Origin of the sequence: Anaeromyxobacter sp. K, from assembly GCF_000020805.1 — a bacterium.
Taxonomy (GTDB): Bacteria; Myxococcota; Myxococcia; order Myxococcales; family Anaeromyxobacteraceae; genus Anaeromyxobacter; species Anaeromyxobacter dehalogenans.
In genome coordinates this window covers 3,693,633-3,716,122 of record NC_011145.1, presented here as the reverse complement: position 1 = coordinate 3,716,122, position 22,490 = coordinate 3,693,633, and the positions used below count along the sequence as shown (strand labels likewise).

Here is a 22,490-nt window from a genome sequence, read left to right as displayed (position 1 = left end):
GGGCGGCGCCCGGAGCACCGCCCCTCGACCGCGCCGCGTGGCGACGTCAGCGCGCGGCGATCGAGGACGCCCGCTGGCCGGCCCCCATCACCAACCGCACCTCGTGCGTCCGACCGTCGTCGGCGAGCGGGATGGCCGATGCGTCCACCGCGACGCCGTCCAGCTCCGCCACGGCGATCCCGCGGCACCGCCGCTCGGGGTTCGCGACCGTGATCTCGTAGCGCGTCGAGCCGAGGCGCCAGGTGATCCCGTACTCGGGCCACGACGCCGGGATGCACGGATCCAGCTCGAACGTCCCGCCGTGCCGGCGCAGCCCGAGGATGCTCTCGAGCCCGGCGCGGTACAGCCAGCCGGCCGAGCCCGTGTACCAGGTCCAGCCGGCGCGCCCGGCGTGCTCGGGGTGGGCGCAGACGTCGCCTGCGACGGCGTACGGCTCCCCGCGGTACCGCGCGACGTCCGCGCCGGTGCGGGTGTGGTTCACCGGGTTCAGCATGTGGAACAGCTCGGCCGCCTCGTCGCCGCTCCCGAGCTTCGCGAGCGCCATCACCACCCACGCGGCGGCGTGGGTGTACTGGCCGCCGTTCTCGCGCACGCCGGGCGGGTAGCCCTTGATGTAGCCGGGCTCCTGCGCCGATCGGTCGAACGGCGGCGCGAGCAGCACGACCACCTGGGCGCCGCGCCGCACCAGGTGCGTCCGGACGGAGTCCATCGCCCGGTCGGCGAGGCGCGCCGGCGCGACGCCGGAGAGCACCGCCCAGGACTGGGCGATCGAGTCGATGGCGCACTCGTCGTTCAACGCCGAGCCGAGCGGCGCGCCGTCGTCGTAGTAGCCGCGCCGGTACCACTCGCCGTCCCAGCTCCGCTCGAGCGCCGAGGCGAGCCGGGTCGTCTCGGCGCGGTAGCGCGCCGCGCGATCGGGCTCGCCGCGCGCGGCGCACAGCGGGGCGAAGGCGGCGAGGACGGCGTGGAGGAAGAAGCCGAGCCAGACGCTCTCGCCGCGCCCCTCGCTCCCCACGCGGTTCATCCCGTCGTTCCAGTCGCCGCTCCCCATCAGCGGCAGCCCGTGGACCCCCGAGGTGATCCCGCGGTCGAGGGCGCGCGCGCAGTGCTCGAGGAGCGAGCCCTCCTCGTCCGACACGCGCGGCTGGGCGTAGGCGTCGTGGGCGCCCGGGGCGAGCGGCTCCCCGTCGAGGAACGGGATGCGATCGTCGAGCACCGCGGCGTCGCCGGTCGTCTCGACGTAGTGCGCCACCGCGTAGGGAAGCCAGACGAGATCGTCCGAGCAGCGGGTGCGCGTCCCGCGCCCGCCCGGCGGATGCCACCAGTGCTGGACGTCCCCCTCGCGGAACTGCCGCGCCGCCGCCCGCAGGAGGTGCGCGCGAACCAGCGCCGGCCGCGCCGTGGTGAGCGCCATCGCGTCCTGGAGCTGGTCCCTGAAGCCGAACGCGCCGCCGGGCTGGTGGTAGCCGGTCCGGGCCCACATCCGGCAGGAGAGGTCCTGCAGGAGGAGCCACCGGTTCACGAGGATGTCGAAGGAATCGTCGGGCGTCCGGACCTGCACCGCGCCGAGCGTGTCCTCCCACGCCGCGGTCACGGCGGCGAGCGCGGCCGCCGCGGCCTCGGGGCGACCGTTGCGTCCGACGAGCTCCCGGACGTGCGCCACGTCTCTCCCCTCGCCGACGAGGAACACGATGCGCCGGGTCTCGCCCGGCTGGAGCACGACGCCGACCTGCAGTGCCGCGCACGGATCGATCCCCGCTCCGAAGCGCGCGGGGAGGGCCGCGAGGTCGAGCGCCGCGGGCCGCCCGAGCGAGCCGTTCCGGCCGATGAAGGCGGTGCGATCGCCGGTCGCCGACCGGAGCGCCTCGCTGGCGTGGGCGAACGCGACGCGCCCGGCGAACTCGTGGTTCCAGGTGTTCGTGGCGAGGACCGCGCCGGTCTCGGCGTCCTGCCCGGTGACGACGTGCAGGTTCTGGCCGCCCTGCGGCGGGCCGAGGACCCACTCGACGTAGGAGAAGACCGAGAGGGACCGCGTGGCGCCGCTCTCGTTCGTGAGCGTGAGGAGCGAGAGCTTCACCGGGTCCGCGGCGTCCACGAAGACGTCGAGCGCGTGCCGCACGCCGTTCGTGGCGCGCTCGAAGCGGGTCACGCCCGCCGCGTGGCGGATCACGAACCGGCCGGACGCGCCGGTGCGGGGCAGCGGCCCGGGGGTTGGCGACCACGACGCGCCGGTCTCGTCGTCGCGGACGAGGATCGCCTCGGAGGTGGGATCGCTCACCGGATCGTTGGCGAACGGCGTGAGGCGGTTCTCGCGGCTGTTCTCGGACCAGGTGAACGACGCGCCCGACGCCGTGACGACCGTCCCGAAGCCGGGGTTCGCGATGACGTTCGCCCAGGGGAGCGGCGTCTCCTCGGCGCCCTCGAGCACGATCACGTACTCGCGTCCGCCGTCGGCGAAGCCGCCCAGGCCGTTCCAGAGCGCGAGCGGAGGGATCTCGGGCTGCGCGGCCGGCGCGAGCGCGGGCCTGCGCGGCGCGGGCGGGTCGAGCGCCAGCGGCGCCGCCTCTCGCGGCACCGGCGCGTGATCGAGCTGGTGCGCGAGGGAGCCGGCGCCGCCCGTGAGGACCGCCCGGGCCACGCCGCAGAGGAGGAGGCGCTCCGCCTCGCTCATCCGGTCGCCTCGCAGGAGGTACGCGCCGCCCGGCCTGTGCTTCCACGCCCGCCACGGCCCGTCGTCGAGGAGCGCCGCGAGGCGCCCGTGCATCTCGTCGAGGTAGCTCACCGGGTGCTCGTTCAGGAGCACCACGTCCGCGCGGAGCCCCTCGAGGCGCCAGTACTCCTGCGCCTGCATGACCTGCCGGACCAGCGCGAGATCCGCGTCCGACACGATCCGCACCAGCAGGACCGGCAGGTCGCCGGAGACCCCGTGCCCCCACAGGCCCTCCTGACCGAGCGTGTTCCGCGCGAGGAGCTCGGGGGCGGGGCGCAGCGAGGCGTCGGCGTAGAGCACGCGCGAGGCCAGGCGCTCGAAGAGCAGGGCCTCCTCGCTCGAGATGCCGAGGTGGTGGAGCCTGCTCCGCGCGTGCGCGAACGCGAGCGCGAAGGTCCGGGCGGCGGCGGTGGGGTCGTGGTACCGCTGCGCCAGCGCGAGCGCGGTCTCCCGGCTCGAGGCGACGCCGGTCGAGAACGACAGCCTCACCACGCCGCCGGGCGCGAGCCGCACGCGCTGGCGCAGGCTCACGATGGGATCGAGCAGGACGCCGGTCGTGCCGGAGAGCGCGCGCCCGTCGAGCGCCTGCGGATCCTCGGGGCCGCGGCCGCGCCCGAGGAAGCGCTCGCGGTCGCTCTCCCACTCCACCGGGCCCTGGGTCCGGCCCTCCTGCCCGATGACGTGCACCGCGAAGACCTCGGCCTCCTCCGGCGCGCGCCGCCGGCGCCGGAGGACGAGCGCGCTGGACTCCGGCACGTACTCCGACTCGACGAAGAGCTTGCCGAACGCGGGGTGCGCGAGGTCGTCGGCGCCCGGCGCGAGCACGATCTCGGCGTAGCTCGTCACCTCGAGCTCGCGGGCGCGATCGCCGTGGTTCGTCACCTCGAGCCGGCGCACCTCGACGTCGTCCTCGGGGGAGACGGCGACGTCGAGGCGCGTCGCGATGTCGTCGTCCGTCCGCTGGAACGTCGCCTTGTCGATCGTGAACGTCACCACCTCGTCCCCGCCGGCCCGCGCGGTCGGCTGGTGCGTCGCGGACCAGACGCGGCCGCTGCGGACGTCGCGGAGGTAGAGGTACTGGCCGCCGAGATCGCGCGTCGCGTCCTGGCGCCACCTCGTGACGGCGCGCTCGCGGCAGAAGCTCGCGCCGCCGCCCGCGTTCGTCACGACGGCGGTGTAGCTGCCGTTGGAGAGGAACTGCGCGTGCGGGAAGGTCGTCTCGGGCGAGCGGAAGCGGCGGGCGGCCGCCGGCGGGATCGGCGCGGCGACGCGCGCCACCTCGTCCGGCCGCGGCAGGATGACCGCCGCGTGGCGCGGCACGCGCTCCTGCAGGAGCAGCTCCGTCGCCTGCACGCGGCGATCGGCGTGGAAGCGCTCCACCATGCGGTTCGCCTGCAGCGCGCCCGCGATGGCCGCGAGCGTCATCCCCTGGTGGTGCGCGAGGTAGGTCCGGACGATGGTGCCCCCGCGATCGGCGCGCCCGGGCGCGGCGTCCGTCTCCTCCGGATGTCTCGGCGTGTAGTCGACCGCGTCGAAGTAGCCGTACGCACCGAGGAGGCCCTCCCGCTCGAGGCGGCGAAGGTTGGCCGCCGCCGCGGTGGGGTGGACGAGCGCGGCGAGGGCGGTCGCGTACGGCGCGACCACCAGCTCGTCCCCGAGGCCGCGCTTCAGGCCGAGCCCCGGGACGCCGAACGCCTTGTACTGGTAGTTGCCGTGGTGGTCGACGAGGTCGTAGGCGGACTCGGAGATCCCCCACGGCCTGCCGCGCTCGGCCGCGTAGTCCCGCTGCCGCCGCACCGCCAGCCGGCAGCTCTCGTCGAGCAGGGTGTCCGGGTAGCTGCGCAGGAGCAGCAGCGGCATGAGGTACTCGAACATCGTGGCGCTCCAGGACAGGAGCGCCGGGCCGCCGTGCACGCTGGTGACCGCGCGGCCGAGGTGGAACCAGTGCTTCTCCGGGACGTCGCCCTTCGCGATCGCGATGAAGCTCGCGAGGCGGGCCTCCGAGGCGAGCAGGTCGTAGTGAGCCGGATCGAGCCGGCCGGGCCCTTCCGCGTCGGCGGCGCGGTAGCCGATCGCGAACAGGTCCCGGCGCGGATCGTAGAGGAAGCGGAAGCTCATGCCGTCGGCGAACGCCGCCGCGCGGCGCGCGAGATCCTCCAGGCGCTCGGGCGCGCCGTCCGGCGCGGGCCCGCGCGCGAGCCCGCGGAGCCCCTCGGACACCGCGATGAGCGCGCCGGCGAGGTTGCCGCTGTCCACGGTCGAGACGTACCGGGGCGGGAGCGGCGCCAGGGTCTGGGTGTCGTACCAGTTGAACAGGTGCCCCTCGAGCCGCTCCAGCCCCTCCATCGTGGTGAGGGTGGCGTCGATGCGCTCGAGGAGGCCGCCGGTCGAGACGATCCCGAGGTCGTGCGCGGCGAGCGTGGCGAGGAGACCCATGCCGACGTTCGTGGGCGAGGTCCGGTGCGCGATCCGGTCCGGGGCCTCCTGGAAGTTGTCCGCCGGGAGGTGGTGATCGTCCGGCCCCATGAACGCGTCGAAGTACCGCCAGGTCGAGCGCGCGACGCCGAGGAGGAAGCGCCGGTCCTCCGGGTCGAGCTCGCGATCCCGCGCCGCGATGGGCTGCGAGAGCCGGTGGGCCACGAGGGGGGCGAGCGCCCAGAGGAGCAGCAGCGGCGCCGCCGGGAGCAGCGCCGCCGGCCGCACCGCGGCGACGAGGCCCGCACCCGCGAACGCGATCGCGGGCCCCGCGGCCATGCCGACGAGGAACGACCGCGCCTCGAGCCCCCCGCCTCGCGCGGCGCTCGCGGCGGCCGTCTCCCACTCGAGCAGGCCGCGCCGCGTGATCGCGAGGCGGATCAGCGTCACCAGGATCGCGTGCGCCATCGCGTACGCCTGGTTCGCGAGGAAGGTGAGCTGCAGCAGGACGCGCGCCAGGGTCGCCGCCGCGTCCTCGGCGAGCGCGCGCAGGAACGCCCGGACCGGCTGGTGGCGCCTTGGGCCGCCGAGGGCCTCGAGCACGAGCGGGACGAGGGGGAGCGCGAGCGACGCCACGATCGCGGCGGTCCAGAGCGCCGGGCTGCCCGGGAGCGCGAGCCAGGCGGCGAGGAGCAGGCCGACGGTCGCGGGCGCGAGCAGCGCGCGCCGCAGGTTGTCGAAGATCTTCCAGCGCGCGATGAGCGGGAGGCGGTTCCTCGCGAGGCCCGCCGTCGTCCGCACGAACGGCAGCAGCCAGCCCAGGATCTGCCAGTCGCCGCGGGTCCAGCGGTGCTGGCGGCGCGCGTGGGCGAGGACGCTCGAGGGGTAGTCGTCCACGACCTCGACGTCGGTCACGAGCCCGGTGCGGGCGTGGAGGCCCTCGAACAGGTCGTGGGAGAGGAGGGTGTTGTCCGGGACGCGCCCCTCGAGCGCCGCCGTGAACGCGTCCACGTCGTACAGCCCCTTGCCCGTGAAGCTGCCCTCGCCGAACAGGTCCTGGTAGGTGTCGGAGACCGCGGTGGTGTAGGGGTCCACGCCGGTGTGGCCCGCAAAGATCCGGGCGAAGCGCGAGCTGGACGCGCTCGCGGTCGTGACGCTGACGCGCGGCTGCAGGATCCCGTAGCCCTCGGTGACGCGGCCGGAGCGCGGATCGAGCACGGGGCGGTTGAGCGGATGCGCGATGACGCCGACGAGCTTCTTCGCGCCGTCGCGCGGGAGGCGCGTGTCGGAGTCGAGCGTGATGCAGTACCGCACGCGCTGCAGGACGGCGAGGTCGCCGGACTGCACGACGTAGCTCGTGTCGGTCGCGCCGCGGAGCAGCCGGTTCAGCTCCTGGAGCTTGCCGCGCTTCCGCTCCCATCCCATCCACACGTCCTCGGCCGGATTCCAGCGGCGCGCGCGATGGAGCAGGAAGAACCGGTCGTTCCTGCCCTCGCCGAGCCGCACGTTCAGCGCCGCGATCCCGCCCCGGGCCGCCGCGAGGATGCCCGGGTCCGCGGGCGCGTCCGCGGACGGTGCGTCGGCGAAGTCCCCGAGGATCGCGAAGTGGACGTGGGGGTCGAGGTTCCCGAGCGCGAGGACCTCGAGGTGCTCGAGCTGCCGCTCGACGCCCTCCACGCTCGTGAGCAGCGTCGGGACGGCCACCAGCGTCCGCGCGTCCTCGGGGATCCCCGCCGACAGGTCGAGGCGGGGGAGGCGCCGCGGCGGGGCGAAGCGCGCCGCGAGGCGCTGGGCGAGCGCGACGGCCACCTCGCTCGCCGGCAGCAGGAGGAGCAGCGCCAGGCCGACCTGGGCCGGCGTCGAGGCGCCGGCCTGTCGCGCGTACGCGGCGCCGGCGAGGGCCAGCGCCGCCGTCGCGAGCGCGATGGCGCCGAGATACGCCGCCGTCGCGTGCGCGAACGCGAACCGCCGCAGCGCCTTCCTCGGGCCCGGGCGCCAGGCCACGTCCACCTCGAGCTCGCGGCGCGCCTTCCCGATGAGGTGGGCCCCGACGTGCGCGGCCCGCGCGCCCGGTCCCTCGGTCTCGGCCGCCTCGCGCGCGCTCTCGACCGCGCGCAGGGCGACGCGGACCTGCGCCTCACCGGTGGGCTCGGCGAGCTCCTCGACCGCCTGGCGGTAGCGGTCGCGGGTGAGGAAGTCCATCCGCGCGTGGACGCCCGCGGGATCTCGCTGCAGCACCCGCTCCACCAGGCTGACGCTCTCGACGAAGCGGGTCCAGTCGAGGGTGGCGCAGAGGCGCAGGCTCGTGACGACGTTCGCGACCGAGACCTGCGCGACGGCCTCGTGCTGGTGCTCGCTCCGGATCGCCTCCTCCGCCGTGTGGTGGTCCGCGGCGAGGTGCCGATCGAGGTCGCTCCGGACCGACGCGAGGCGCGGCCCGTACTCGCGCAGCCGCTGCAGGAGCTGCACGACGAGCGCGGGGGGCAGCGCGCGCGGCAAGGGCGGCGCGGAGCGGCGTCCCGCGGCGTCGAAGCGCGCCAGGTACGCGTCCGCGGCACGGCGGCCCGCGCGGGCGGCGAGCGTCTCGTCCGCGAGCCGCCGGAGGTTCTCGACGAGCGCGAGCTTCACCATGCTCGGCCAGGCCCACAGCTCCCCGATGGTGAGCGGCGCCACCGTCTGGAACGCGTCGAGCCAGCGCACGAGCTGGGCGCGGTCGAGCCGGCTGTCGCTGTGGCGGATGAGCTCGACCGCGAGCGCGTAGACGCGGGCGCTCCCCGCCTCCTCGCGGGCGGCGAGCTTGGGCAGCTCGCGGTAGTAGCGCCGCGGGAGGTTCTGGCGGACGTCGCGGATCTCGGACGCGACGAGGTGGTAGTTGTCGAGGATCCACTCGGCGGCCGGCGTGACGAACTCGCCGCGGCGCACGTCGCCGGCGAGCGAGCGGTAGCCGTCGCGCAGCGCCCGGACGTTGTCCTCGAAGCGCGGCAGGACGGTCCGCGCCGCGCGGCCCGACGGATCCACCGTGAAGCGCGCAGCGAGCGAGCGGGCGCGCTCGTCGAGGCGCTCGAGGCTGAGCAGCTCGTCGCGGAACGGCTTCAGGGGAGCGCTGACTGCGCCGCCGCGCGATCTGCGGAAGAAGGACGACTCGAGCCTGGACGCCACGAACAACGCACCCTCCCGGGACGGCAGTCGGCGCGTCATCGGAGATGCGGCGGGCTGTGCAGGAGATCTAGTACGTCGCGCACGGCGGCGCCCCCGCGGATCGGAGGTCGGAGCCGTGGCCCGGGCGCGCGCCTCGTCATTGCGGGCGGGTGGGTAGACCCCCATCTTGCGTCTCGGGGGGAGAGCCATGAGAGCAGCGAGCTATTTGATGGCGGGCACGGCCCTGCTGTTGGGCTGTGCGAGCACGCGGCAGGCGAGCGAGAGCCCGAATCCGGCGACGCGGGAGGTCGCAGCGGAGCAGAGGCAATCCGAGGCGGCCCTGAAGCGCGCGCAGGATGCGCAGGCCGCGGCAGCCGAGCAGGCGAAGCGGGCCGCCGCGGCGGAGGCGCAGGTGCGGGATGATCAGGCGAAGCTGGAGCGCGACCAGGTGAAGCTCCGGCAGGAGCAGCTGAAGGCGCAGCAGCTCCAGACCCAGGCGAAGCAGGAGACCTCCCGGGCGGCGCAGGAGACCCAGCAGCACCAGCAGGCGGCCGTGAGCGGGCTCGCCGCGCAGACGCAGCGCAGCGTGCGGGATCAGCAGCTCGCCGCGGGCGTGGTGACGCAGGTCCGGACCGACGAGATCGTGCTGCAGCCTCGCTCCGGAGGTGCCATGCGGTTCAAGGTGGACGATCGGACGCGGGTCGAGATCGAGGGCCGCCAGGGTTCCGTGGACCAGATCCGGGAGGGCGCAGAGGCCCGCGTCGTCTACGAGCCGTCCGCCAACGGACCGGCCGCGGTGACGGTGGCCGTGAACCCGTCGTCCGCGGCGTCGGGCTCCGGCATGGGCAGCGACGCGCCCGGCTCGACCGGGACGGGGGCGCCGAGCGAAGCGCCGCCGCCTCCGCCTCCGCAGCAGACCTTGCCGCCGCCGGGGACGAACCGGTAACCGGGCCTCGAGCGTCCTTGCCGGTGCTCGCTGGCGCTCTTGCCGCGGGCAAGGTGAAGCTGCGGGAGGGCCTCGTCGCCTGACCCGCCCGGCGCTGGTGCTGGCCGGGAGCACGGGGCTAGGAACCTGCCCGATGGGCACTCCCTACCGGCTGGCCTATTGGCTCGGGTTCACTCCATGGGAAGGGCAGCCGCTGCCCCCGGAGCTCCAGGCGCTCGTCGAAGGGCCGCGCGCCCTTCCGCCGGGCAGGGCGCTCGACCTGGGCTGCGGGCGGGGTGCGCACGCGATCTACCTCGCGAGCCACGGCTGGAGCGTGACCGGGGTGGACCGGGTGACCGCCGCCCTGGAGGACGCGCGCCGGCGGGCAGCGCGCGCCGGCGTCGGCGTGCAGCTCCTGGCGGGCGACGTCACGCGGCTCGAAGCGCTCGGTCTCTCGCCGGGGTACCGCCTGCTGCTCGACGCCGGCTGCTTCCACGGGCTGAGCGATCCCGAGCGCGCGGCGTACGTGAAGGGCGTGACCGCGCTTCGCGCCCCGGACGCGGTGATGCTGCTGTTCGCGTTCGCGCCGGGGTGGCGCGGTCCGGCGCCCCGCGGCGCGAGCGCCGAGGACCTCTCGTCGGCGTTCGGGTCGTCGTGGCAGCTGGTGCGGTCGGAGCCGGCGCGGGAGGCGCGGCTCCCGCGCCCCTTGAAGAACGCGAAGCCGATGTGGCACCTGCTGCAGGCGGCCTGATGATCGCGCGTACGCGGCGCCCGCCCGCCGGGACGTCGCGTCACCCCTCCGGCGCGTCGAGGAACGGCTCGACGGCGGCCGGCATCGCGGGCGACTCGAACACGTCGTAGTGCGTGAGCCCGGGGAGGATCGCGAGCCGCGCCTTCGAGACGCCGCTGCGATCGAGGCCGGCGTCGCGGCGCCCGCCGCCGAGCAGCTGGAAGAGCTGGACCACGTGCTCGGGCCGGATGGCGTCCGCGTCGGCGTAGACGAGCAGGGTGGGCGCGGCCACGTTCGCGACGTCCGCCGACCAGTCGTACGGGCGCCGCTCGAGCTCGCCGAGCTTGTCGAGCAGGTCGCCGAAGCGCGCGGGGTTCGGCGCGATGGCCGCGTACGTCTGGTACGCGGGCGACGGCCGCATCGGCTCTGCGAGCGCGCGGCCGAGGTGCTGGAACCCCACCTTCACCTCGGGGTACCACCCCGCGTCGGAGAACGGCACCGACACGAGGACCAGCCTGCGGACGCGCTCGGGGTGCTGGATCGCCGTCCTCAGCGCGACCCCGCCGCCGAGCGAGTAGCCGAGGAGGTCGGCCTGCGGGATCCGGAGCTGGCCGAGCAGCGCGGCGACGTCGTCGGCGAGCCGCTCGAAGCGGAGCGGCCGCTCCACGTCGGCGGTGCGGCCGTGGGCCTGCAGGTCCACCGAGATCACCTGGCGGTGCGCCGCGAGGCGCTCGGCGACGGGGGCGTCGAGCGCGGTGTTGTGCAGGCCGCCGTGCAGGAGGACCAGCGGCGTCCCGCCGGTGCCGCGGATCTCGTAGTGGAGGCGCAGGCCGTCGACGTCGGCGTATCCGGAGGAGCGGGGGCGTGCGGGGGCGTTCATGGCGGGGCTCTCGAGGCTGGAGGTGTGCTGGGTGCCGGCGGCCGCGCAGGCGCAGAGCACGCTGGCGAGGGTGGCGAGGGCGCGCGGATGAGGTCGCGTGCGCGATCGAGGAGTGCGAGGGCGCGCGGCGAACGCGTCGGGGTGGGTGGTCATGTGGCCCTCGACGTCGTAGCCGGCCGGATCTCATCGCGGACGACCCAGGCGGGACGCCGGCGCCGGTTCACCGCCCGCCGCGCGTCGTGGCGCGGCGATGCCAGGGCTCGCCGCGCGCACCCGATGGCCTGAGACCTGCGGCAGCCTTCCCCGACCTCGATCACCGAACGTGAACGGTGCGCCCGAGCGTTTCGCCGCATTCCCCGGCTGTGTGGTTGTCCGCGAGACCGTGCGTGGCTCTCCTGACCGCGGACCCCCGACATCGAAAGGATCACCGCGCTCGACCCGTACCCGCCGACGCTCCTCGGTGTCCGCCGCTCGTCGATCCCCGAGTCGCCTCCGAAGGGGGGAACTCGTCGCCGCGCGGCCGGACGGGTGGACTTTACAAAAAGTTAACGCTATACAGCAGGCTTCCCGGCCCACGCTGGGCAGGGCACGACGGCGAACATCGCCGCTCGAGAACGAAGAAAGTGTCGTGAGAGAGATGGCTACCGGTACCGTGAAGTGGTTCAACGATGCGAAGGGCTTCGGCTTCATCACCCAGGACGGCGGCGGCGAGGACGTGTTCTGCCACCACACCGCGATCCAGTCCGAGGGATTCCGGAGCCTCGCCGAGGGCCAGAAGGTCGAGTTCGACGTGACCAAGGGCCCGAAGGGCCTGCAGGCGGCCAACGTCCGTCCGCTCTGATCTGCTGACCTGTTGATCCGCTTCGCAGCGGAGACGGAGCCCGGCCCCACCAGGCCGGGCTTCGCCGTTCCTGGGATCCGCGGCGCCGGACGCTCGCGCCCATGCCCGCCCGGCAAGGGCCAGTTCCGCGTCGACGAGCGGCGCCCCCCACCTCGAGCCTAGAAGAGAGACATGAACGAGAACTTCGGCGAGATGAAGGCGCGGCTCCGCAAGCTCACCGAGCGGCTCACCGGCGAGCCGGACCGCATGCTGGGGAACCTCGAGTTCGCGCGCGCGGTCAGCCAGGCGCAGCGGCTCCTGCGCGACGGGGACCGCACGCGCGAGCCGTCCGAGGCGCTTCGCGCGGCCATCGACAAGGCGGAGCTGCTCGGGCGGTCCACCCGGGAGGGCTGAGTCGCTCCGACGGTTCACCCCGGCGGCGAGCCGCCGCCCCAGGGGTCGGAGGCGCCGGCGACGGGCAGGCGCCAGCCGCGGCGCAGGGCCATGAAGCGGAGGCCGAAGCAGAGGAGCGCGCCGGTGGTCGTGGCGATCGGCGATGGGACGCCGAGCCAGCTCCCGACCACCACCACCGTCGCGCCGGCCAGGGCGGCCACGGCGTAGATCTCCGCCCGCAGCACGGTGGGGACCTCCGCCACCAGCAGGTCGCGCACGACGCCGCCCCCGATCCCGGTCAGCGTGCCGAGCAGCGCGGCGGGCAGCGCCGGGAGGTGATACACGAGCGCCTTGTGCGTGCCGGCGACCGCGAAGAGCGCCAGGCCGGCGGCGTCGAAGAGCTGCACCGGGTTCCGGAGCCGGTCCACCGTGGCGTGCGCCGCGAGCACGACCACCCCGGCGAGGAGCGAGATCGCGAGGTAGCGCCAGTCGGCCAGGGCGGCCGGGGGGATGGCGCCGATGAGCACGTCGCGGATGATCCCGCCCGAGCTCGCCGCCACCAGGGACAGCACGAGCGCCCCGAAGACGTCGAGCCGGTGCTTCACCGCGGCGGCAGCGCCGCTGAGCGCGAACACGAAGGTGCCGCCCAGGTCGAGCGCCACCGGGAGCACGCCGAGGTCGACCGTGAACTGCGTGACGGTCACGGCGCGAGCCAGCCCATCGCCGCCGACGCCGCGGCCTCCACGCCGGTGCGCAGCGTCGGGTGGAGCACCGGCGCGAAGCGCGGGTTGTGATTGGTGGGGATCTCTCCCATCCGGCCCGCCGCCCGGGCCTTCCGGTAGGTCTCGGGATCGGTCCCGCCCACGAACCAGAACACGGACGGCACGTGCCACTGGGCGCCGAAGCAGCCGAAGTCCTCGCTCGCCGACGTGGGCGAGACCTCCCGGACCCGCTCCGGCGGGAACCTGCGCCCGAAGGCCTCGACCACGCGGCGGGTCGCCTCCGCGTCGTTCTGGACCATGCCGTAGCGATCGAGCGGCGTGATCTCCGGCGGCCTGGGCGCCCCCGAGGCGGCCGCCTCGGCCTTCACGATGCGCTCGATGGCGGCGAGCACCCGGGTGCGCACGCCCTCGTCGAACGTGGCACGTTCAGCTTGATGAGCGCCTCGTCGGGGATGACGTTCTCCTTCGTGCCGGCCTGCAGCGCGCCCACTGTGACGACCGCCGCCTCGCTCGCCGCGAGCTCGCGGGAGACGATCGTCTGGAGGCGGAGCACCGTGGCCGCCGCCATCACCACCGGGTCGATGCTGGCCTGGGGCATCGAGCCGTGCGCCCCGCGCCCGAACAGCCGGATCTGCAGGCTGTCGCCGGCGGAGGTCATGACGCCCGCGCGCCAGCCCAGCACGCCCGCCGCGCCGACCATGACGTGCTGCCCGAGCACCACGTCGGGCTTCGGGAAGCGCGTGAACAGCCCGTCGTCGATCATCGCCTGCGCGCCGGTGGCGATCTCCTCGGCCGGCTGGAACACGGCGAGCAGCGTTCCCCGCCAGGCGTCGCGGGCGCGGCCGAACAGCGCCGCTGCCCCGGCGAGCCAGGTCACGTGCATGTCGTGGCCGCAGGCGTGCATCACCGGGACGCTCCTGCCCTCCGCGTCCGTCGCGTTGACGTCGCTCGCGTAGGGCAGCCCGGTCAGCTCCTTCACCGGCAGCGCGTCCATGTCGGCGCGCAGCATGACGGTGGGGCCGTCGCCGTTGCGGAGCAGGCCGACCACGCCGGTCTTCCCGATCCCGGTCGTCACCTCGAAGCCCGCCGCGCCGAGCCGCTCCGCCGCGATCCCCGCGGTGCGGGTCTCCTGCATCGAGAGCTCCGGGTGCGCGTGGAGGTCGGTGTAGAGCGTCTCCAGCTCCGGCAGCAGCCCATCGAGCGGGGCGAGCAGTCCGTCCATCCCTCGAGCGTCCGTCATGTCTCCCTCGCAGCAATCCGTGGAACAGGCCACGGCGGCCGCGTCGATCGTAGTCCGCGTCCGCCCCCGCCTGGCGACTCAGGCGAGCATCCTCCTTCGCGGGACTCAGCCCGCCCGCTGCCTCGGCTTCCCCGCCAGCTCCCGCGCCACGTCCACGAAGGCCCGGAGCGCCGGGGACACCTGCGCCCGGCTGGGAAAGTAGAGGAAGAACCCGGGCACCGCGGCGGCGTAGGGCTCGAGGAGCAGCCGAAGCCTCCCGCTGCGCAGGTCGTCCTGGATCTCCGGCTCGAACATGTAGAGGAGGCCGACGCCAGCGACGGCCAGGGCCCGCATCAGCTCGGGGTCGTTCGTGGTCACGGTCCCCCGGACGGGAACGCGCCAGGACTTCCTCCCGCGCTCGAGCTCCCAGGCGTAGAGCCCGCCGTGCGTGCTCGAGCGGATGCACAGGCAGTCGTGCTGGAGGAGGTCCTGCGGCCGCTCCGGCGTCCCGCGCCGCGCGACGTACGAGGGCGCGCCCGCCACGACGAAGCGGCCGGCCTCGGTCAGGCGCACCTGGACCATGTCGCGCTCGATGGCCTCGGTGAGGCGGATCCCGGCGTCGATCCCCTCGGCGACGATGTTCACGAACCGGTTCTCCACCTGCACCTCCACCTCGACGCGCGGATGCCGCTCGATGAAGCGGGGCAGCAGGCGGGCGAGGACGGGGGTCACGGCGGTGCTGGGCACGGTGAGCCGCACGCGGCCGGTGACCTCGCCGGGCTGGACGGTCACGGTCTTCAGCGACTCGACGGCCTGATCCACCGCCGCGCCCGCGTTCTCGAGCAGGCGCTGGCCCGCGTCGGTGAGCGCCACGGTGCGCGACGTCCGCGTGAGCAGGGTGACGCCGAGGCGCGCCTCGAGCTGCCGCACCGACTGGCTGAGCGCGGAGGTGGAGACGCCGAGCTGCCGGGCGGCCGCGGCGAAGCTCCGGCGCCGCGCGACCGCGATGAACGAGTTGAGCGCGTTGAGCGGCGTGAAGGCCATGGTGCGCGTCCTCTCCTTGCCGGTGCCGGTGCGGCCGCCCGGATCCTACGATCCTCCATCGGCCGACGGGGGAGCGTCGGTGCCCCGGAACGCGCATGGGGCGTTCGGGAAATCTTCACGGCACGGCGGGGACGTGTCGCGACAGAATGGTGGCGACGACCCGCCCGCGGCGGCTGGCCGGGTCGGGGGGCGTCCGGCTCGCATGCTCGTGTTCGAGATCATCATCGGCCTGCTCCTCGCCGGCGCGGCCCTCACGGCCCTGTCCCGGCGGATCGGGACCCCGTACCCGGCGCTGGTGGCGCTCGCCGGCGCCGCGCTCGCGCTCGTGCCGGGCACGCCGACCCTGGTCCTCGAGCCGGAGCTCGCGCTCACGCTCTTCGTCGCGCCCGTGCTCCTGGATGCCGCCTACGACGCGTCCCAGCGCGACCTTCGGGCGAGCTGGCGCACCGTGGCCGGGCTGGCGGTCGGCGCGGTCGCGCTCACGGTCGCCGTGGTGGCCGTGGTCGCCCGCGCGCTCGTGCCGGGCATGCCCTGGGCGGTGGCGGTGGCGCTCGGCGCCATCGTGGCGCCCCCGGACGCCGCGGCCGCGACCGCGGTGCTCGGGCAGCTCCGCCCCCCGCACCGCCTCATGGTGATCCTCGAGGGCGAGAGCCTGTTCAACGACGCCAGCGCGCTCCTCGTCTACCGCCTGGCGGTGGGCGCGGCGGTGGCGGGCGCGCTCTCGCCGCTCGCGGCGCTGCCGCTGCTGCTGGTCGCGACGGTGGGGAGCGTGGCGCTCGGGTACGCGCTCGCCCGCGTGATCCCGCCGCTCATCGCGCGCATCGAGGACGTGCCCATCGCCGTGGTGGTCCAGTTCTGCGGGACGTTCGCGGTCTGGATGCTCGCCGAGCGGCTCCACCTCTCGGGCATCCTCACCGTCGTCGTCTTCGCCATGGCGAGCGCCCAGCGCGCCGCGGGGCAGATGGCCGCGCGCGTCCGCATCCCCTCGTATGCGGTCTGGGGGTTCGCCGTCTTCGTGCTGAACGTGCTCGCGTTCATCCTGGTGGGCTTCCAGCTGAAGGCGATCCTCGGGCGGATCGACGCGGCCACGCTCCTCCGGTACGCCGGCGTGGCGGGGGCGGTGTGCCTCGCCGCCATCGTGGCGCGCATCGCGTGGGTGTCGGCCACGGCCGCGGTGAGCCGGCTGCGCTGCCGGCCGGCGTGCGACGGGACGCCGGAGCGGCCCGACGCGATCGGGCTCTCGCCGCGCGGCGCCGCGGTGGTCGGCTGGTGCGGAATGCGCGGCATCGTGACGCTCGCCGCGGCGCTGGCGTTGCCCACCGGCGGCCGGGGCGCGCCGGCGTTCCCGCACCGGGACCTGGTCGTGTTCACCGCGTTCGCGGTGGTGCTCGGGACGCTCGTCCTGCAGGGGATGACGCTCCGCCCGCTGCTGCGCGCGCTGCGGCTCGAGGGAGATCGCTCGGTCGATCGGGAGGTCCGGCTCGCCCGGGTCGAGACGCTGCGCGCCGGCCTGTCGGCGACCGACGGGGCGGCGGGCGACGAGCTCTCGCGCGTGCTGCGGCGACGCTACGAGGTGATGCTCCGCGGCGCCGAGGCGGAGCTGCGCGGCGAGGCCGCGGAGGCGCCTGCGGGCGAGGCCGATGATGGGCCGCGCACCCAGGGCGCGGCCGTGGCCCGCCGGGCGGTGGAGGCGGAGCGCGGACGGCTCCTGTCGCTGCGCGCCGAGGGGACCATCGGGGACGCGGCGTTCCAGCGGGTCGAGGAGGAGCTCGATCTCGAGGAGCTGAGCCTGCGGCGGCTGGCGCGCGACGAGGCGCCGGAGGCCTCGTGACCGGGCCCGGCCCCATCCTGCGCGTCGAGCGGCTGTGCAAGGCGTACGGCGCGACCCCGGCCGTGGACGGGATCTCGTTCCACGTCGCGCCCGGCGAGATCGTGGGGCTGCTCGGCCCGAACGGCGCGGGCAAGACCACCACCATCAGCATGATCCTGGGCGTGCTCGCGCCGACCTCCGGCGGGATCTGGATCGACGGCGTCGACCTGGCGCGGCGGCGGTCCGACGCGCTCGCGCGCACCAGCTTCGCGGCGGTGTACGCGCCGCTGCCCGGGAACCTGACGGTCTCGCAGAACCTGACGGTGTTCGGGCTGCTCTACGGCGTCCGGGACGTCCGCGCCCGCGTGGAGGCGCTGCTCTCGGAGCTGGACCTCGTCCCGTTCCGCGACACGAAGACCGGCGTGCTCTCGTCGGGCGAGCAGTCGCGGGTCACCATCGCGAAGGCGATGCTGAACGCGCCGCGGCTCCTCCTGCTCGACGAGCCGACCGCGTCCCTCGACCCGGCGGTCGCGCGCGAGCTGCGGGTGCGGATCCGCGGCGTCGCCGCGCGCGAGGGGCAGGGGGTGCTGTGGACCTCGCACAACATGCGCGAGGTCGAGGAGGTCTGCGACCGCGTGCTGTTCCTGTCCCACGGCCGGATCCTGCTGGAGGGCGACCCGCGCACGCTACCCGGCGAGCACGGGCGCGCGTCGCTCGAGGACCTGTTCATCACCGTCGCGCGCGAGCCGCTCGCGCTGGAGCAGCCGTGACGGCGCGGCGCCTCCGGCGGGTGGCGGCGGTGGTGCTGCGGCAGGCGTACCTGCTGCGCGGGAGCCCGGCGCGCATCCTGCCGCTGTTCGCCTGGGTGGCGATCGACGTGGTGCTCTGGGGGTTCATCTCCCGCTACCTGAACCAGGTCGCCGCGTCGGGGCTCGACTTCGTCCCGCTGCTCCTGGGCGCCGTGCTGCTCTGGGACTTCTTTTCGCGGGTGATGCACGGCGTGACCATGGCGTTCTTCGAGGACGTGTGGTCGCGCAACTTCCTGAACGTGTTCGCGACCCCCATCACCACCGGCGAGTACGTCTCCGGCCTGGTGGTGTCGAGCGTGCTCACGAGCACGCTCGGGCTCGCGGTCATGCTCGGCCTCGCCACCGCGGCGTTCGGGCTCTCGTTCGTCGCCTACGGGCTCGCCATCCTGCCGGCGCTGCTGATCCTGTTCATGTTCGGGATCGCGCTCGGGATCCTGGGCTGCGCCATCGTGCTCCGCCTCGGCCCGGCGGCCGAGTGGCTGATCTGGCCCATCCCGGCGGTGCTCTCGCCGTTCGTGGGCGTGTTCTACCCGATCGCCACGCTGCCGCGCTGGATGCAGGCCGTGTCCTGGTTGCTCGCGCCGTCGTACGTCTTCGAGCAGCTGCGCGCGCTCACGGCCGGCCGGCCGGTGTCGTGGACCGCGCTCGGGCAGGGGGCGCTCCTCGCGGCCGGGACCATCGTGCTCGCGGGGTGGGCGTTCGTCCGCGTCTACCGGTACGCGGTCCGCACCGGCCTGCTGGCGCGCTACAGCGCGGAGACGGTGAGCTGAGGCCGCCGGGTCAGGACCGGCGGCGGGCGGGCGCGGCCGCGCTCGCGACGCGGTACCGGACCCACAGCAGGTCCCCGGGCCGGCGCTCCGCCGACAGCAGCCGCAGGCGCAGCCTGGGCCCGGGCTCGCCCGCGTCGAACAGGGCGGGCGTCCCGACGCTCCCGTCGGCCACCGGCGCGACGAGCAGGCTCAGCTCGTCGATGACCCCGGCGGCGAGGAACGACCCGTTGATCTTGCCGCCGCCCTCGAGGAGCAGCCGCCGGATGCCGAGGCGCGCGCGGAGCTTGCGCAGCACCGCCGGCAGCGCGATCCGGTCCTTGCCGCCGAACAGGTACGACACGCCGCGGTCGCGCAGGAACGCGAGGTAGCGGTCCGGGACGCGCTCGGTGAGGATCGCGACGGCGTGGTCCGCGTCGATCGCGCCCGACTCCCAGCGCAGCTTGCCCGATGGGTCGAGGGCGATGGCGTACGAGGGCGCGTCCGACCGCGCGATGAAGTCGGTGCGTGGGAGGCGGCCCCGGGCCCGGGGCGGCAGCGGCGCCCGCCCGGCGTACGGCTCCATCGAGATGCGACCGATGATCCAGGCGTCGGCGCCGAGGGCGGCGTGGATCCGCTCGTACTCGGCGCTCAGCCGCGCGGACCGCGGCCAGCCGTCGGTGACGATGCGCCCGTCCACCGACGGGCCCATGTGGCAGATGACGTACGGCCTCCCGGACCGGCCGGACGACCTGGAGGGCTTCGGGGGCATCGTCGCGACCTCCGTCTCACCGCGGGCCCGGCCCCCGGCGGCGCGATCCTACCGCCGCGCGGGAGCCGGCGCGGGCCTTCACCCCGCCTGGAGCGAGGCCATGTCGATCGAGAAGCGGTACTTCACGTCCGAGCGCAGCATCCGCTCGTAGGCCTCGTTCACCTGCTGCATCGGGATCACCTCGACGTCGGCGGTGATGCCGTGCGTGCCGCAGAAGTCGAGCATCTCCTGCGTCTCGGCGATGCCGCCGATGGGCGAGCCGGAGATGCTGCGGCGGCCGAGGAGCAGGCCGAACGCGGCGACCGGGAGCGGCTTCTCCGGCGCACCGACGAGCGTCAGGTTGCCGTCGCGGCGGAGCAGGTTCACGTACGCGTTGAGGTCGTGGTCTGCGGCGACCGCGTCGAGGATGAAGTCGAAGCTGCCGGCGTGCTTGCGCAGCGCGTTCGCGTCCCGGGAGAGGACCACCTCGTGCGCGCCGAGGCGGAGCGCGTCCTCGCGCTTGCCGGGCGAGGTCGTGAAGACGACCACGTGCGCGCCGAGCGCGCGCGCGAACTTCACGCCCATGTGGCCGAGCCCGCCCAGGCCGACCACGCCGACCTTCTTGCCCTCCTTCACGCCCCAGTGCCGCAGCGGCGACCAGGTGGTGATGCCGGCGCACAGGAGCGGCGCGGCGGCGGCGAGATCGAGGTTCGGGGGCACGCGCAGGACGAAGTGCTCGTCCACCACGACGCTGCCGGAGTAGCCGCCGTAGGTCACGCCGCCGAGGTGCCGGTCCGGCGCGCCGTAGGTGAGGACCTGGCCCGGGCAGAACTGCTCGAGGCCGGCCCGGCACTCGGGGCAGGTGCGGTCGGAGTCCACCATGCAGCCGACGCCGACGAGGTCGCCGGGCGAGAACCGCGTCACCTCGGCGCCGACCTTCGCGACGCGGCCGACGATCTCGTGGCCCGGGACGCACGGGTAGACGGTGGACGCGAGGCTGCTCCACTCGTTGCGCACGGTGTGCAGGTCGGAGTGGCAGATGCCGCAGTAGAGGATCTCGATCTGGACGTCGCGCGGGGTCGGGTCGCGGCGCGGGATGGTGGTGGCGGCGAGCGGGGACGTCGGGCTGGTGGCGGCGTACGCCTTGGCGTGGAACATGTGGCTTCCTCCGGGGCTCGCCGCGGCTCCACCGGGAACCGGGCGGCGGGAGGAAGCTACGCGCGCGCGCGGCGCCACGAAACGGGCGGATCGCGCATGGGCCGTTCATGAAAGCTTCACGGTGCGCGGCGCGGCGCGCGCCGTCCACGGGCGCCGGCACGTCCGGCCGGGCGGCGCCGCGTCCCCGACGGAGCGCGGCGGGGCGGACCGCCCCGGCCCGTGTTAGGCATCCCCGCCGGAGGACGCATGACCGATCCCTCGGCCCACTCGGCGGCCCTGACCTACGGCTCGTACCTCGCGCTCGACGAGCTGCTCTCGGCGCAGCGGCCGCGCTCCGAGGAGCACGACGAGCTGCTGTTCATCGTGGTGCACCAGGTCTACGAGCTCTGGTTCAAGCAGGTGGTCCACGAGCTGGCCTACCTGCAGGAGCGGCTGCACCGGGGCGAGGGCGGCCACGCGCTCGCGACGCTGAAGCGCGTCCTCACCATCCTGAAGACCGTCGTGTCCCAGGTGGACGTCATCGAGACCATGACGCCGCGCCAGTTCACCGCGTTCCGCAGCCGCCTGGAGGCGGCGAGCGGGTTCCAGTCGGCGCAGTTCCGGGTGCTGGAGGCGATGCTCGGGCGCCGGGACGAGCGGATGCTCGCGCCCTATCCGCCGGGCGGTCCGGGGCACGCGCGGATCGCGGCGGCAATGGCGGCGCCGTCGCTGTTCGACTCGCTCCTGCGCTACCTCGCCACCCAGGGCTTCGCGGTGCCGCCGGTCCCGGAGGCGCCCGCGGCGGGGTGGCGCCCGCCGTCGGAGGCGGTCCAGCGCGTGCTGCTGGACGTGTACCGCGCCGACGGCGAGGCGGCCCTGGTGTGCGAGCGCTTCGTGGACCTCGACGAGGGCGTGCAGGAGTGGCGCTACCGGCACGTGAAGATGGTCGAGCGGACCATCGGCGACAAGCCGGGTACGGGCGGCTCGGCGGGCGCGCAGTACCTGCGCACGACGCTGTTCACCCCGGCGTTCCCCGACCTGTGGGCGGTGCGGGGCGCGCTGTGAACCCGCTCGCGCGCCACTACACGCGGTTCCGCGTGGCGGAGCGGCTGCTGCTCACCGGCCACTCGCACCAGGCCTGGCCGGACGTCGCGCGGGAGGGAGTGCTCGAGGCGTTCGAGGACGCGGCGCGCGAGGTGGACGGGAAGTGGGGGCAGGCGCTCGCGAAGGCGGAGCGGGTGCGGGAGGGGTTCCGGGCGCTGCTCGCCGATCCCGGCGGCGAGCTCGCGCTCGGTGGGAGCACGCACGAGCTGGCGCTGCGGTTCCTGTCGGCGCTCGACCTGCGGCGGCGCCGGCGGCTGGTCACGACCGACGGCGAGTTCCACACGCTGCGGCGGCAGCTCGCCCGGCTCGGCGAGGACTGGCTCGAGGTGGAGGTCGTCCCGGCGCGGCCGGCGGACACGCTCGCCGAGCGGCTGGCCGCGCGCGCCGGCGACCGGACCGCCGCGGTGCTGGTCTCGGCGGTCCTGTACGAGGACGCGCGGATCGTCCCCGGCCTCGGAGGGCTCGCGGAGGCGTGCGCGGCCCGCGGGGTCGAGCTGCTGGTGGACGCCTACCACGCGCTCGGCGCGATGCCGTTCGCGCTCCCGGCCATGGGGCTCGGGTCGGCCTGGATCGTGGGCGGCGGGTACAAGTACCTGCAGCTGGGCGAGGGGAACTGCTTCCTGCGCCTGCCGCCGCACGCGCGCGGGCTGCGGCCGGCCGTCACCGGCTGGTACGCCGAGTTCGACGCCCTGGCGGACGCGGCGCGCCCCGGCCTCGTCCCGTACGGCCGCGGCGCCGCCGCGTTCGCGGGCTCGACCTACGATCCGACCAGCCACTACCGCGCCGCGCGCGTGATGGACTTCTTCGGCGAGCAGGGGTTGACCCCGGAGGCGCTCCGCGCGAGCTACCGGCGCCAGGTGGACCTGCTCGCGGCGCGCTTCGACGCGCTGGGGCTGGACGACGCGCTGGTGGGGCGCGACCGCAGCACGCCGCTCGACCGGTTCGGTGCGTTCCTGGCGCTCGACACCCCCCGCGCGGCGGCCCTGCAGCGCGCGCTCGCGGCGCGCGGCGTGCTCGCCGACAGCCGCGGGCGCCACCTGCGGCTCGGCCCGGCGCCCTACCTCGACGACGCGCAGCTCGAGGCCGCCGTCGAGCGGCTGGGCGAGGCGGCGCGGGAGCTCCGGGTCGAGCCATGAG

The 22,490-nt window shown here is 74.9% G+C and carries 17 protein-coding genes; 9 read left to right on the top strand and 8 right to left on the bottom strand.

What is annotated here, in order from left to right; all coding sequences use genetic code 11:
- Positions 1-46: 46 nt before the first annotated feature.
- On the bottom strand, positions 47-8,284 hold the full coding sequence (locus ANAEK_RS16585; RefSeq protein ID WP_232288246.1) for a GH36-type glycosyl hydrolase domain-containing protein: 8,238 nt from the start codon (positions 8,282-8,284) through the stop codon (positions 47-49).
- A 391-nt stretch (positions 8,285-8,675) separates the two neighbouring features.
- Here ANAEK_RS16585 and ANAEK_RS23650 point away from each other — a divergent pair, with 391 nt between their 5' ends.
- Positions 8,676-9,209 carry a hypothetical protein gene (locus tag ANAEK_RS23650; RefSeq protein WP_304411946.1) on the top strand — a complete coding sequence of 178 codons (534 nt, stop codon included), beginning with the start codon at positions 8,676-8,678 and terminating at the stop codon, positions 9,207-9,209.
- A gap of 133 nt (positions 9,210-9,342) precedes the next feature.
- Positions 9,343-9,939, top strand: a complete 597-nt coding sequence (locus ANAEK_RS16575) for a bifunctional 2-polyprenyl-6-hydroxyphenol methylase/3-demethylubiquinol 3-O-methyltransferase UbiG (RefSeq protein ID WP_012527287.1) — start codon at positions 9,343-9,345, stop codon at positions 9,937-9,939.
- 40 nt (positions 9,940-9,979) lie between these two features.
- Here the strand turns inward: ANAEK_RS16575 and ANAEK_RS16570 are convergent, their stop codons facing one another.
- Complete coding sequence (locus tag ANAEK_RS16570; RefSeq protein ID WP_012527286.1) at positions 9,980-10,951, bottom strand: alpha/beta fold hydrolase; 972 nt, start codon at positions 10,949-10,951, stop codon at positions 9,980-9,982.
- A 484-nt stretch (positions 10,952-11,435) separates the two neighbouring features.
- On the opposite strand from ANAEK_RS16570, the gene ANAEK_RS16565 reads away from it, so the two are divergent.
- Together ANAEK_RS16565 and ANAEK_RS16560 are read left to right on the top strand one after the other, a co-directional pair.
- A complete protein-coding gene (locus ANAEK_RS16565; RefSeq protein WP_012527285.1) occupies positions 11,436-11,639 on the top strand; it encodes a cold-shock protein in 204 nt (67 codons plus the stop codon).
- Positions 11,640-11,810: 171 nt separating this feature from the next.
- Positions 11,811-12,032, top strand: a complete 222-nt coding sequence (locus ANAEK_RS16560; protein ID WP_012527284.1) for a hypothetical protein — start codon at positions 11,811-11,813, stop codon at positions 12,030-12,032.
- A gap of 14 nt (positions 12,033-12,046) precedes the next feature.
- Here ANAEK_RS16560 and ANAEK_RS16555 read toward each other — a convergent pair whose 3' ends face one another.
- The 4 genes from ANAEK_RS16555 to ANAEK_RS16545 form a co-directional block, all read right to left on the bottom strand.
- On the bottom strand, positions 12,047-12,715 hold the full coding sequence (locus ANAEK_RS16555) for a trimeric intracellular cation channel family protein (protein ID WP_012527283.1): 669 nt from the start codon (positions 12,713-12,715) through the stop codon (positions 12,047-12,049).
- The gene (locus tag ANAEK_RS23420) at positions 12,712-13,137 is read right to left on the bottom strand and encodes a hypothetical protein (RefSeq protein ID WP_232288245.1); all 426 of its coding nucleotides are present in this window, start codon (positions 13,135-13,137) and stop codon (positions 12,712-12,714) included. Before ANAEK_RS23420 ends, ANAEK_RS16555 begins: the two co-directional genes overlap by 4 nt.
- Positions 13,098-13,973, bottom strand: coding sequence for an amidohydrolase (locus tag ANAEK_RS16550; protein ID WP_232288244.1), 876 nt, complete (start codon positions 13,971-13,973; stop codon positions 13,098-13,100). Before ANAEK_RS16550 ends, ANAEK_RS23420 begins: the two co-directional genes overlap by 40 nt.
- Positions 13,974-14,078: 105 nt before the next feature.
- Entirely contained in the window at positions 14,079-14,996 is a 918-nt protein-coding gene (locus tag ANAEK_RS16545) for a LysR family transcriptional regulator (RefSeq protein WP_012527282.1), read from the bottom strand.
- A 202-nt stretch (positions 14,997-15,198) separates the two neighbouring features.
- On the opposite strand from ANAEK_RS16545, the gene ANAEK_RS16540 reads away from it, so the two are divergent.
- The 3 genes from ANAEK_RS16540 to ANAEK_RS16530 are packed head-to-tail and all read left to right on the top strand — an operon-like array spanning position 15,199 to position 18,385.
- Entirely contained in the window at positions 15,199-16,827 is a 1,629-nt protein-coding gene (locus tag ANAEK_RS16540) for a sodium:proton antiporter (RefSeq protein WP_012527281.1), read from the top strand.
- Complete coding sequence (locus tag ANAEK_RS16535; protein WP_012527280.1) at positions 16,824-17,576, top strand: ABC transporter ATP-binding protein; 753 nt, start codon at positions 16,824-16,826, stop codon at positions 17,574-17,576. Before ANAEK_RS16540 ends, ANAEK_RS16535 begins: the two co-directional genes overlap by 4 nt.
- Entirely contained in the window at positions 17,573-18,385 is an 813-nt protein-coding gene (locus tag ANAEK_RS16530; RefSeq protein ID WP_012527279.1) for an ABC transporter permease, read from the top strand. The genes ANAEK_RS16535 and ANAEK_RS16530 overlap by 4 nt, the downstream gene beginning before the upstream one ends.
- A gap of 10 nt (positions 18,386-18,395) precedes the next feature.
- Here ANAEK_RS16530 and ANAEK_RS16525 read toward each other — a convergent pair whose 3' ends face one another.
- Together ANAEK_RS16525 and ANAEK_RS16520 are read right to left on the bottom strand one after the other, a co-directional pair.
- The gene (locus tag ANAEK_RS16525; protein ID WP_012527278.1) at positions 18,396-19,133 is read right to left on the bottom strand and encodes a RibD family protein; all 738 of its coding nucleotides are present in this window, start codon (positions 19,131-19,133) and stop codon (positions 18,396-18,398) included.
- A 78-nt stretch (positions 19,134-19,211) separates the two neighbouring features.
- Positions 19,212-20,270, bottom strand: coding sequence for an NAD(P)-dependent alcohol dehydrogenase (locus tag ANAEK_RS16520; RefSeq protein ID WP_012527277.1), 1,059 nt, complete (start codon positions 20,268-20,270; stop codon positions 19,212-19,214).
- Between the two features lie 246 nt (positions 20,271-20,516).
- Here ANAEK_RS16520 and ANAEK_RS16515 point away from each other — a divergent pair, with 246 nt between their 5' ends.
- Complete coding sequence (locus tag ANAEK_RS16515) at positions 20,517-21,314, top strand: tryptophan 2,3-dioxygenase (protein WP_012527276.1); 798 nt, start codon at positions 20,517-20,519, stop codon at positions 21,312-21,314.
- On the top strand, positions 21,311-22,489 hold the full coding sequence (locus ANAEK_RS16510) for a kynureninase (protein ID WP_012527275.1): 1,179 nt from the start codon (positions 21,311-21,313) through the stop codon (positions 22,487-22,489). Before ANAEK_RS16515 ends, ANAEK_RS16510 begins: the two co-directional genes overlap by 4 nt.
- The last annotated feature ends 1 nt before the right edge of the window (position 22,490 follow it).